This window comes from Planococcus sp. APC 3906 (assembly GCF_030407685.1).
In the GTDB taxonomy this organism is placed as follows: domain Bacteria; phylum Bacillota; class Bacilli; order Bacillales_A; family Planococcaceae; genus Planococcus; species Planococcus koreensis.
The window spans coordinates 145,092-157,426 of the sequence record NZ_JASDCW010000005.1 but is presented as its reverse complement, the minus strand read 5'-3'; the positions used below and the strand labels follow the sequence as shown (position 1 = coordinate 157,426).

At 51.2% G+C, this 12,335-nt stretch carries 9 protein-coding genes, 1 pseudogene and 1 riboswitch; of the genes and pseudogenes, 8 read left to right on the top strand and 2 right to left on the bottom strand.

Annotation, left to right across the window (positions count from 1 at the left end; translation table 11 throughout):
* The first annotated feature begins 32 nt into the window (after positions 1-32).
* On the top strand, positions 33-1,031 hold the full coding sequence (locus QMA09_RS05085; RefSeq protein WP_290212281.1) for a tRNA dihydrouridine synthase: 999 nt from the start codon (positions 33-35) through the stop codon (positions 1,029-1,031).
* 192 nt (positions 1,032-1,223) lie between these two features.
* Complete coding sequence (locus QMA09_RS05080; RefSeq protein ID WP_135501532.1) at positions 1,224-1,439, top strand: hypothetical protein; 216 nt, start codon at positions 1,224-1,226, stop codon at positions 1,437-1,439.
* A gap of 60 nt (positions 1,440-1,499) precedes the next feature.
* On the opposite strand, the pseudogene QMA09_RS05075 reads toward QMA09_RS05080, so the two are convergent.
* Positions 1,500-2,483: pseudogene (locus QMA09_RS05075) on the bottom strand (cation diffusion facilitator family transporter).
* Between the two features lie 187 nt (positions 2,484-2,670).
* Here QMA09_RS05075 and QMA09_RS05070 point away from each other — a divergent pair.
* Positions 2,671-3,189 carry a YehS family protein gene (locus QMA09_RS05070; RefSeq protein ID WP_290212280.1) on the top strand — a complete coding sequence of 173 codons (519 nt, stop codon included), beginning with the start codon at positions 2,671-2,673 and terminating at the stop codon, positions 3,187-3,189.
* 51 nt (positions 3,190-3,240) lie between these two features.
* Here QMA09_RS05070 and QMA09_RS05065 read toward each other — a convergent pair whose 3' ends face one another.
* The gene (locus QMA09_RS05065) at positions 3,241-3,756 is read right to left on the bottom strand and encodes an SRPBCC family protein (protein WP_241666113.1); all 516 of its coding nucleotides are present in this window, start codon (positions 3,754-3,756) and stop codon (positions 3,241-3,243) included.
* Positions 3,757-3,985: 229 nt separating this feature from the next.
* Here QMA09_RS05065 and QMA09_RS05060 point away from each other — a divergent pair, with 229 nt between their 5' ends.
* The 5 genes from QMA09_RS05060 to metH all read left to right on the top strand — a co-directional run bounded on the left by QMA09_RS05060 (position 3,986) and on the right by metH (position 12,329).
* A complete protein-coding gene (locus QMA09_RS05060; RefSeq protein ID WP_290212279.1) occupies positions 3,986-4,588 on the top strand; it encodes a hypothetical protein in 603 nt (200 codons plus the stop codon).
* Between the two features lie 144 nt (positions 4,589-4,732).
* The gene (locus QMA09_RS05055; protein ID WP_356778994.1) at positions 4,733-5,572 is read left to right on the top strand and encodes a DUF6920 family protein; all 840 of its coding nucleotides are present in this window, start codon (positions 4,733-4,735) and stop codon (positions 5,570-5,572) included.
* 114 nt (positions 5,573-5,686) lie between these two features.
* Positions 5,687-6,670 carry an aldo/keto reductase gene (locus tag QMA09_RS05050; RefSeq protein ID WP_290212277.1) on the top strand — a complete coding sequence of 328 codons (984 nt, stop codon included), beginning with the start codon at positions 5,687-5,689 and terminating at the stop codon, positions 6,668-6,670.
* A gap of 197 nt (positions 6,671-6,867) precedes the next feature.
* A riboswitch (SAM riboswitch) is annotated at positions 6,868-6,974 on the top strand.
* A gap of 74 nt (positions 6,975-7,048) precedes the next feature.
* A complete protein-coding gene (locus QMA09_RS05045) occupies positions 7,049-8,908 on the top strand; it encodes a bifunctional homocysteine S-methyltransferase/methylenetetrahydrofolate reductase (RefSeq protein ID WP_290212276.1) in 1,860 nt (619 codons plus the stop codon).
* Positions 8,889-12,329: a methionine synthase gene (gene metH / locus QMA09_RS05040; RefSeq protein ID WP_290212275.1), complete on the top strand. Its 3,441-nt coding sequence runs from the start codon at positions 8,889-8,891 to the stop codon at positions 12,327-12,329. Before QMA09_RS05045 ends, metH begins: the two co-directional genes overlap by 20 nt.
* The last annotated feature ends 6 nt before the right edge of the window (positions 12,330-12,335 follow it).

Sequence of the window (12,335 nt, the reverse complement as noted above, 5' to 3'; positions counted from 1 at the left end):
TCCTCCTGTAACGAAAGGATTGGAATTTAGCTATGAAAGAGAACTTTTGGCGTGACTTGCCGCGTCCGTTTTTTGTATTGGCGCCAATGGAAGATGTCACGAATGTTGTGTTTCGCCATGTTGTGGCTGAAGCAGCACGGCCGGATGTATTTTTTACAGAGTTTACGAACACAGAAAGCTATTGCCACCCGGAAGGTATTTTCAGTGTGCGCGGACGCCTGACGTTTACGCCGGATGAACAGCCGATGGTGGCTCACATATGGGGCAATAAACCCGAGCATTTCCGTGACATGAGCATCGGAATGGCGGAACAAGGCTTTAAAGGGATCGATATCAATATGGGCTGCCCCGTGCCGAACGTCGCCGCAAAAGGAAAGGGCAGCGGCTTGATCAACTATCCCGACAATGCAGCGGAAATTATCCAAGCGGCTAAAGCGGGCGGCTTGCCAGTCAGTGTCAAGACGCGCCTCGGCTATACCGACGTGGACGAGTGGAAAGGCTGGCTGACGCATATCCTGGAGCAGGACATCGCCAATTTGTCGATCCACTTGCGCACCAAAAAAGAAATGAGTGCGGTGCCGGCGCATTGGGAGCTGATTCCCGAGATCAAAGCATTGCGCGATGAGATTGCGCCGGATACCTTGTTGACGATCAACGGCGATATTCCCGACCGCAAAACGGGGCAAGAGCTTGCCGAGAAATACGGTATTGATGGCGTTATGATCGGACGGGGGATTTTCCACAATCCGTTTGCTTTTGAGACCGAACCGAAAGAACACAGCACCGAGGAATTATTCGGTCTTCTGCGCCTGCACCTGGATCTGCACGATAAGTATTCTACGGAAACCGAGCCGATTTCGTTCAAGCCGCTGCGCCGTTTCTTTAAAATCTACGTGCGCGGCGTCCGTGGAGCGGGGGAGCTGAGAAACCAATTGATGTACACCGAGACTACCGATCAAGTGCGTACGTTGCTTAATGACTTTGAAAAAGAGCAGAGCCTAGCTGAAGTGGCAGGGAACAGCGGAAGCTGATTCACCACTTGCTCGCAGAAGAAGCGCCAATTCCTTTCACAGAGTTGGCGTTTTTTGATTGAAAATAGCGTGCGATATTTTTCGAATTAAAAGCTCATCCGTGCTATAATGAGGAACTTAGGACGATTGCGGCTTTTGCTTAAAAAGAATGGACGGCCCCACGCCTACCAATAAACCACAGAGGTGTAAAAAATGAATAAACGATGGACGATCGATAAAATCAGAACGTTCGTGGAGAAAAACTCCGACAGCAAATTGCTGTCGACGGAATACCACGGATTTTCGCAAAAACTGCTTTTCAAATGTGCCTGCGGCAATAATTTTGAGAAGACCTTTACGAAATTTAATAAGAACGAGCAGCGCAAATGCGACGTCTGCCAACCGCCAAAAGCACCACGCGGCGAATAATACAAAAATGAAGCGCCCATTTCCTTACTAAGGAATGGACGCTTTTTTTGACGCAGAAAACTAGTTTTTACCATCTTCCGGCGGAACGATCCATGTCAGATGGTGGTCGTCTTCGTCAAACTCGATGATGACATTGGTTACATTCTTAATGCTTTCATAAATCCGTTTCTCGATGTAATCCCGAATGTCATCCGCTTCTTCGATGGTCATCTTCGAATCCACTTCAACTTTCAATTCAATATGCAGATGGTCTCATTCTTTGATGACATTGAGGTCTTGGATATCGTTGATTTTTGGATGCTGCAGCACTTTCGCCCCGATCCGTGCCTGCATTTTGACATCAGCTACTCCCAGCACCCCAGCTGCATTATCTAGGAAGATGCGGCTCACTACAAGGAGCAGTGCAATCCCGATGATAATGGAAGCGTAGCCGGTCGCGCTGTGGAACGGCGTATAGGTGGAAATTATAATTGCAAGCATAGCCAATAGGGCACCGCCGACTGCTACATTATCTTCCAAAAAAACAAGTTTAGTAGCGGCTTTGGCTCCTTTAATATGCTTATAGCTTTGCGGTATGATCTTAAAGCCTTTTGTTTCTTCTTTTGGAAGGTGTTCCGTGATTTCCTTCATTGCTTTATACAAAACGATTGCTTCCAAAATTGCTGCAAATCCGAGGACGCCGATATTCAGCCAAAACCAGTCTTCGGAATGCACGGCATTGGAAATGTGGTGGATACCTTCGACAATTGTTTCATAAGCCAATACCCCAACTACAAGCACGGCCCCCAGCAGCACCAAGTTGACTAATCGCCCAAAACCGCCTGGAAAACGCTCAGTAGGCTCTTTTTTGCTTAGCGCTGAACCGATAAATACAAAAATCTGATTGGCGGCATCCCCGAAACTGTGCATCATTTCAGCGAACATCGCGACGTTGCCGGTGATCAAATAGGCAATAGTCTTGATAATGGCGACAATAGTGTTAACAATTGCGGCCCATAAAGCTGATTTTGTCCCGAATTTCATCAAGCTGAAAAGTTCTCTCAAGGCCACCAGCTCCTCTCTGCTTCACTTATGTTTTTGAATGACATGCTCTTATCTATGTTCCCCATTAGAAAAAATCAAAAACGCAAAGCTGCTATAGGTACCAGCAGTTTCGCTGTCCATGTTGTGCTATTATTGAGAATGATAAAAACAAGTATGCAAAGCTATATGAGTGACAGGAGGTATAAGGATGGATAACAACGATTTACTCATACGATTGCGCTACGCGCTCGATATTAAGAACCACGATATGGTGGAGATTTTCAAGCTTGGCGGCGTCAAGGTGTCGAAAGAAGACGTCATGAAAATGCTGACGAAAACCCCTGAAGATTACGACGGCCAGCCCGGCGGCATTGTGGGCGAGGACGAATTCAAGGATTATTTGAGCGTTAGTGACGCAACATTCGAGTCGTTCTTGAATGGCTTGATCGTTTTCAAGCGAGGCAAGCAGGAGCCGAAGCCGGGCCAGCCCGACAAGCCCGCTCTGACGAATGAACCATCGAAGAACCTGTTGTTGAAGAAAGTGAAAATCGCACTGCAGCTGACGAGCGAGGATATGCTTGAAATCCTGGCACTGGCCGGCGTGACCGTCACGAAGAGTGAGATGAGCGCAATGCTGCGCAAAGAAGGGCATAAAAATTACAGCGTCTGCGGCGACCGTTATGCGCGTAATTTCTTGAAGGGCCTGGGCCTGAAATACCGCAAGTGAAGAACAAAAGCAAAAACGCAAACCCATTGCCGGGTTTGCGTTTTTTTAGGCTCAATTCAGGTTATTTTGCGTTTCTTCTATATAATGTTCGAGGCGGTCGAACGTTTCGGTCATTCCTTCGACGGCCCCCATATCCGTGACTTTGTGCAGGTCTTCTTCCGAGTCGAACACGGTGCGGCTAACAAGGCGTGTGCCGTTTTCTTCTTCCACGAATTCGTCGATAATTTTCATAGCGGGAAAACCTTCAGCATCGTTGCCTTCTTCATCAGAAAATTTGTCCGTATACGTAAGCAAATGAGGTTTTTCGACTTTCTCATAAACCGCTTTTCCCCAAGCTTCCTGACCGTCTTCCGAACGCATGCAATAATGCCAGATACCGCCGGGCCGGACATCCATCTTGTAGTTCTCCGTCGTCCAGCCGTTCGGCCCCCACCAATTCTTCACGTGCTGCGGTTCCGTGTACATCGTATACAAGAGTTCAGCGGGCGCATTGAAAAACCGTTCCATTACCAGTTCGGTGCCTTCGATTCGCGTCGAGGCGCCGTTTGATCCGTTATTCATCGACATCGTTATTCCTCCTTCTGGTTTTTGTGTGCTTTCTCCGTTTCTTCCGGGCAGCAGCGTCCAAGCCATAAGGGAATCTTTTGAATACCTCCATGATAATGAATTTCCGCTTGAATGAAAAGCATATTCGCAATAAATTATGTGAATTCATAGAAAATAACAATTTCTAAATTCTCGTAAAATGATTATGATAAAAAAGGAAGAATTTTTTACAGTGAAGGGGATAACTGGGATGAAATGGCTGCCGACAAGAAAGAATAAGGTGGATACCTTTTGGCAATGGTTTTCGGACAATGAGGAAAGTTATTTTGAGCTGGCGGAAGAGGAAAGAGAAGAGCTTTTTGATTTGCTGCACCGCAAGCTGAAAAAGGTCAATAAACATCTGGCGTTTGAATTCAGTGCAGAGCCGGAAGATGGCAAGCGCGAGTTCATCATTAGCGCGGATGGGATGGTGGAGGCATTTGACGAGGTCTTCGACTTGCATGAAACGGCACCACAACTCGAGCGGTTTACAATCATCCCATTCCGGCAAGCGTCTGACGAGGAGTTCAGCGTCAATTGGGGCGATATGGAATTGACAAGGGACGACGTCTATTACACGGCGCTGAAAGATCTGGAGCGCGAGGAAGTCAGCTTGAACCTCTATATCAAAGGGCTGACCGAAGAGAACAATGAAGAGCTGATTCCAGTGGTCTTTATTCTGCTGGATTCGGTCATCGGTGAATACAATATGGGCGTGCACGTCGGCAATATCGAGTTCCGTCCGTTTGAAGCACATCCGAAAGCGCGGCCAATCAAAAACTTGAAGGAATTGTTTCCAGACGATGGCCTGTGAAGGTTTTTGAAATAAAGTGCGTCAACGGATTTTATTTACAGGAGAAAGCATTGTCCATGCCGTATAGTATAAACAAGGCATTTACATGATTTTTTGATCGTTGCTCGGACAGCCGGTACACAGAAGAGGAAAGGGGTGAAGTTGATGCAGCTTATCGTTTTGGTGCTTGGCTTAATAGCTGTGGCGCTGTATGCCTATAAAAAGAAGGGGCCTTCGGAAGGCGGAAGGAAGAGGCAGACTAAGGACGCAGGAGTAGATTTGGCGCTTGTGACAGCAGAGCGGACCAGAGAGCTGCCGGAGCCGGTGCAGAAATGGCTGGCATGGAGCGGTTCGGTCGGCAAAACGGAAGTCCGCAGCATGTACTTGGAGCAGAGCGGGCAAATCAAGCTGAAACCGGAACAGAAGCATTGGACTCCTGCCAAAGCGGAGCAGTATTCAACTTTCGAACCCCCGGAATTTACGTGGAAAGTGGATATGAAAATGGCACCTGGCACCCACATCAGCGGGAAGGATGTCTTCCGCAACGGGCATGGACAGATGCGCATCAAATTCGACGGCATTATGCCGCTTTCGAAGACTGAAAACAATGCCAAGACGAACCAATCGTCGCTGCAGCGCTATTTGATGGAGTTGGCGTGCTGTCCGGCAGCGGCCTTGAGCTCCTATGTCGATTGGCAGAAGGTCGATGAAACGACGGCCACAGCGATGATGGAATTGAACGGTGTTTCCGGTACCGCGGATTTCCATTTCGATATGCAAGGTGAACTGAAATCTGTGACAGCGCTGCGTTATAAAGACAGCGACGAAGGGGCCGAGAAGATGCTGTGCACCGCGAATATCCTGGGTTATATGGAAGCGGACGGCATCAAGGTGCCGTCAAAGATCGAGATTGTCTGGGACCTGCCGGAAGGGCCATTTACTTGGTACAAATTCGAAGTCAGCGGCGTCCGATACAATGAGCCTGCGCCAACGGGATGGCTTTGAACAGGGAATGAGTTTATCCGTCAAACGACAAGGGAAAAGACAGGTTATGGAATGCCACAGCTAGCAGGCTGTGGTTTTTATTTGTATCAATCTGAGAGAATGGAAGTGTAAAGGATGAATTATCGGAATATTGGCAATACGGATTTAAATGTCAGCGAATTGAGTTTCGGCACGTGGGCAATCGGCGGCGACTGGGGCAGCAACGACGACAGCGAATCGCTGCGCGCACTCGATTACGCCATGGATGAAGGCGTGAACTTTTTCGACACGGCTGATGTCTACGGCGGCGGCCACAGCGAAGAGCTATTGGCCAAAGCGACAAAAGGCAAAGGGTCAGATATCATGATCGCAACGAAATTCTGCCGCGCAGGCGATATCCATGACCCTGCGACGTATTCGGAAGAAAGCGTCACGGCTTATTGTGAAGCGAGCTTGCAGCGCTTGGAACGCGAAACGATCGACCTCTACCAGATCCATTGTCCGCCGATCGAGATCTTGCGCGATGGACGGGTTTTCGAAGTGCTGGATAAACTGAAGGCGCAAGGCAAAATCCGCCATTACGGCGTCAGTGTCGAAACGGTGGAAGAAGGCTTGCTGTGCCTGGAAAATCCCAACGTCAGCAGCCTGCAAGTCATCTTCAATCTGTTCCGCCAGAAACCGCTCGAGGAATTATTCCCGAAAGCGTCGGAGCAAGGCGTCGGCATTCTGGCGCGCGTGCCATTGGCAAGCGGCTTGCTGACCGGCAAATTCAAAAAAGACGCCGAGTTCGAAGAAGCGGACCACCGCAATTTCAACCGCGACGGCCAAGCGTTCAACGTCGGTGAAACATTTGCCGGCCTGGAGTTCAACAAAGGCGTCGACCTCAGCAATGAACTGAAATGGATTGCAGAAGGGCGCGGCAATATGGCGCAAGCGTCGCTGAAGTGGATTTTGGAACACGATGCGATTTCATCTGTCATTCCGGGCTTCAAGAATGTGCGCCAAGTAGAAGACAATCTGAATGCACTTTATGCAAAAGCATATTCAGCCGAAGAGCTGGAACGCCTGTCGCAATTCTATAAAGAAGAAGTGGCTGGAGCAATCAGAGGGCCGTATTAGAATGAGGATTTACGATGGCGCCCTTCACGCGAGTGGGGGGCGTTTTCGTCTGTCTGCATTCAGCCTCCGCACAATATGCAGAAAGTATCCGCTTTCATTTAGAATTAAACAGAAAGTTCTACGTTTTTAGACGAATTCGCTTGACCGGTGCTCTTTATGCAGGTAAGATTTTAAGAATACAAAAACTGCATAGTGAATTCTTATCGAGAGAAGTTGAGGGACTGGCCCTGTGACGCTTCAGCAACCAGCCATTCGTGGTCAGGTGCTAAATCCAGCAGGCACGCAATTGCCTGGGAGATGAAAAGGAACGAGTTTAACGACCGTAAAGCCTTCTTTTTCATGGAAGGCTTTTTTTCTATATACAGGAGGGTGAGCGGCATGAAATTATTGGATGCATTGAAAACGCGCGTGTTGACAGGGGACGGTGCGATGGGGACGCTGCTGTATTCGTATGGCATCGAGTATTGCAACGAGGAGCTGAACCTGCAGCGGCCGGAAATCGTCAGCAAGATCCACCAGGATTACATCAAGGCGGGAGCCGATATCATCCAGACGAATACGTACGGCGCGAACGCCCATAAGCTGGCGCGCTACGGCCTCGAAGAGCAAGTGAAAGACATCAACCTCGCTGCGATTGATATCGCAAAGCGCGCTGCGGCGCCGGGCGGGCAATACGTCTTCGGTACAATCGGCGGCATCCGCGGCATGCGGAAAAGCGATGCCACGATGCAGGAAATCATTGCAATGGTCGACCAGCAGGCGCAGCATTTATTGTCCGGCGATCCGGACGGCTTGCTGCTGGAAACGTATTACGATTTCGAAGAGCTTGCTGCGACGGTCACGCATTTGAAAAACATGACGGATACGCCGCTGATTGCGCAAGTGTCGATGCACGAGCCGGGCATCCTGCAAAACGGCATGTCGCTGAACGATGCGCTGCATCAGCTTGAAGCACTCGGAGCGGAAATCGTCGGCGTCAATTGCCGCCTTGGCCCGCACCATACGATCCAGGCATTCGAAGAAGTATCGCTGCCGGAAAAAGCATTCCTGTCGGCGTATCCGAATGCCAGCTTGCTCGACGTGGAAGACGGCCGCATTGTCTATGAATCGGAAGCCGATTATTTTGGGCGGGCTGCCTTGTTATTGAGAGAAGAAGGTGTGCGCTTAATTGGCGGCTGTTGCGGCACGACGCCGAAGCACATTGAAGAAGTGAAAAAGCGCATGCGCAATTTGGCGCCGGTGACGGAAAAGAAAGTAGTGGCGAGAAAGCCGATTGTCATCCGGGAAGCGGAAGCGCTCGACGTCAAGCCATTGCATGAAAAAGCGAAGACGGAGCGCACAATCATTGTCGAACTCGACACGCCGCGCCATTTGGACGTCTCAAAATTCATCGAAGGCTCGAAAGCGCTGAATGCGGCGGGAGTCGATGCCGTGACGATGGCCGATAATTCGCTTGCTTCGCCACGTATTTCCAATATGGCGATGGGGTCGATTTTAAAGCAGCAGGAAAACATCCGGCCGCTCGCGCACATCACGTGCCGCGACCGTAATTTGATCGGCCTGCAATCGCATTTGATGGGGCTTGACGCCCTTGGGATGCATGATATCCTGGCAGTTACGGGAGATCCAACGAAAGTCGGGGATTTCCCGGGAGCGACAAGCGTCTATGACGTTTCGAGCCTGGAATTGATTCAACTGATCAAGAAACTCAACGAAGGCATTTCGTTTTCCGGCAAGCCGCTGCGCAAAAAAGCGAATTTCTCGGTGGCGGCGGCATTCAATCCGAATGTCCGCGTCGTCAGCCGGGCGGTCAAGCGGCTGGAACAGAAAATCGACAGCGGTGCGGATTATTTCATTTCCCAGCCGGTGTTCACGAAAGAGAAAATCATTGAAATATACGAAGAAACGAAGCATTTGAGCACGCCGATTTTCCTTGGCATCATGCCGCTCACTAGCATACGCAGTTCGGAATTCCTGCACAACGAAGTGCCAGGCATCAAGTTATCGGAAGATGCGCTTGAACGGATGCGCGCATGCGGCGAAGATAAGGACCGGGCGACCGCTGAAGGCATTGCGATAGCGAAGGAATTGATCGATACGGCGGCGGGGCTGTTCAACGGCATTTACTTGATCACGCCATTTTTCCGTTACGAAATGTCCGTGGAATTGATCGATTACATCAGGCAACTAGATTTGCAGAAAGAAGGCGAAAGCAGCCATGTCCAAAACACTTATTGAACAACAGCTTGAAAAACGGATCCTGATCATTGATGGCGCGATGGGAACGATGATCCAGAACGCCGATTTGTCGGCGGAAGATTTCGGCGGCGAGGAATTCGACGGCTGCAACGAGTACTTGAACATCGTGCGGCCGGACGTCATCGAAGGCGTCCACAAAGCCTATTTGGAAGCGGGAGCAGACATTCTTTGTACGAACACGTTCGGCGGGACGCCTGTGGTCTTAGACGAGTATGGGCTTGGAAACCAGGCAGCGGACATCAACCGCCGCGCTGTGGAAATTGCCAAGAAAGCGGCTGCTGCTTATTCCACCCCTGAATGGCCGCGCTTTGTTGCAGGTGCAATCGGGCCGACGACGAAAACCTTGTCGGTGACAGGCGGCATCACGTTCGACGCCTTGCGCGAAGATTTCCATGTACAGGCGAAAGCGCTGGTTGAAGGCGGAGCGGATTTGATCTTGCTGGAAACGAGCCAGGACATGCTGAATGTCAAAGCGGCGACGATCGGCATCAAGCAGGCGTTCGAAGAGTTGGGCAAAGAATTGCCGATTATGATTTCCGGTACCATCGAGCCGATGGGCACAACGCTTGCCGGGCAGAGCATTGAAGCATTCTATATTTCCATTGAACACGTCAAGCCGCTGTCGGTCGGATTGAATTGTGCGACCGGTCCGGAATTCATGACGGACCATTTGCGCTCGTTGTCTGAGCTGTCCGACGGTTTTGTCAGCTGTTACCCGAACGCAGGGCTGCCGGATGAAGAAGGCCATTACCACGAAACGCCGGAATCGCTGTCGAAAAAGCTGCGGGGCTTTGCTGAAAAAGGCTGGCTCAACGTCGTCGGCGGCTGTTGCGGCACGACGCCTGCGCATATCAAGGCTGTGCGTGAAGCGGTGGCTGGGCTGCCGCCGAGAAAACCTGAGCAGACCGGACACGGCCATGTGCTGGCAGGCATCGAACCACTTCAATACGACGATTCGATGCGCCCGCTGTTTATCGGAGAGCGCTCGAACGTCATCGGTTCGCGGAAATTCAAACGCCTCATTGTGGAAGGGAAATTTGAAGAAGCCTCAGAAATCGCACGCGCCCAAGTGAAAAACGGTGCGCACGTCATTGATATCTGTCTTGCCAACCCCGACCGCGATGAACTCGAGGACATGGCGAATTTCATGCACGAAGTGGTGAAGAAAGTCAAAGTGCCGCTCGTCATTGATTCCACAGACGAGGATGTCATCGAAGCTGCGCTGAAATTCTCGCAAGGCAAGGCGATCATCAACTCAATCAACCTTGAAGATGGTGAAGAACGATTTGATGCGGTCATGCCGTTGGTGAAAAAATACGGTGCGGCGGTCGTTGTCGGAACGATTGATGAACCGGGGATGGCGGTGACGCGCGAGCGGAAGCTTGAAATCGCCGAACGCTCATATGATTTATTGGTCAATAAATGGGGCCTCGCGCCGGAAGACATCATTTTCGATCCGCTGGTATTCCCAGTTGGAACCGGCGACCAGCAATACATCGGCTCTGCCGTCGAGACGATCGAAGGCATCCGTTTGATCAAAGAAAGACTGCCGCGGACATTGACGATCCTCGGCATCAGCAACGTATCGTTCGGCTTGCCGCCGGTTGGCCGGGAAGTGCTGAATGCGGTTTACCTGTACCATTGCACGCAGGCGGGGCTCGATTACGCCATCGTCAATACGGAGAAATTGGAGCGCTACGCATCGATTCCGGAAGCGGAAATCAAGATGGCCAATGAATTGCTGTTCACGACGACAGACAAGACATTGGCGGATTTCACCGATTTCTACCGCGACAAGAAAAAAGAGAAAAGCGAAGATGACATCCCGAAAAATGTGCCGGACCGCCTCGCTTATTACATTCTCGAAGGCACGAAAGAAGGGCTGATTCCGGATCTGGAGAAAGCGCTCGACATGTACGACACGCCGCTTGATGTCATCAACGGACCGTTGATGGCCGGCATGGCGGAAGTGGGGCGTTTGTTCAACGACAACCAGCTGATTGTCGCCGAAGTGCTGCAAAGCGCAGGCGTCATGAAGGCGGCGGTTTCATTCCTTGAAGGCTTTATGGAGAAAAAAGCGGCGGACGATACCGGCAAAGGGAAAGTGGTGCTTGCGACGGTCAAAGGCGACGTCCACGACATCGGCAAAAACCTGGTCGACATCATCCTCAGCAACAACGGCTTTAAAGTCATCGACATCGGCATCAAAGTGACGCCGGCGACGCTGATCGAAGTCATCAAAAAAGAAAAGCCGGACATCATCGGCTTGTCAGGCCTGCTGGTAAAATCCGCCAAGCAGATGGTGCTGACAGCGCAGGACTTCAAGGAAGCGGGCATCGATGCGCCGATCCTCGTCGGCGGTGCCGCCTTGTCGAGGCGCTTCACTGAAACGAAGATTGCTGCTGAATACGACGGCCCGGTCATTTACGCGAAAGACGCCATGCAGGGCTTGGATCTGGCCAACCGTTTGCAGAGCGGGGCAGGAAAAGCGGTGCTGCTCGAGGAACTGGGCGCGCAGAAAGAAAAGCGCCAGGCTTCGGAAGCGGCGAAAGCTGCCAAACCGGCTGTCGCAGTAGCAGAAAGACCAGTGAAGACCGTACGCGAAGACGTGCCGGTCTTTGTGCCAGGTGATTTGCGCCGCCATGTTTTGAAAGAGTATTCGGTTGCGCATTTGTATCCGTACGTCAATATGCGCACATTGATCGGCCATCATCTCGGCTTGCGCGGCTATAGCGATAAAATGCTGGTGCAAGGCGATCCGCGCGCAGTTCAGCTCCACGAACTGGCAACGGAATTTCTCGGCTCCGGCATCTTGAAGCCGTCCGGCATGTACCAGTTTTTCCCGGCGCAGTCAGACGGCGACGATGTCGTCGTCTATGACCCGGCAGATGCCAAAACCGAAATCGAACGCTTTACCTTCCCGCGCCAGGCAACTGAACCATTCCTGTGCCTTGCCGATTACTTGAAGTCCGTCGACAGCGGCGAAATGGATTATGTCGCGTTCATGCAAGTGACAGCGGGGCATGGCGTCCGCGACGAAGCGAAACGCTTGAAAGATGCCGGCAAGTTTTTGGAGAGCCATGCGCTACAAGCGACGGCGCTGGAACTGGCGGAAGGCTTTGCTGAGCGCATCCACCAGGAAATCCGCGACCAATGGGGCTTCCCGGATGGCACCGATTTCTCGATGCGCGACCGCTTTGCGGCGAAATACCAGGGGCAGCGTTTCTCGTTCGGCTACCCGGCCTGTCCGAATCTGGAGGACCAGGCAAAACTGTTTGGCCTCATCAAACCGGAAGACATCGGCGTTCACCTGACCGAAGAATTCATGATGGACCCGGAAGCGTCCGTCTCGGCGATTGTCTTCGCCCATCCGGATGCCCGGTATTTTAACGTCGAATAAAAGCTA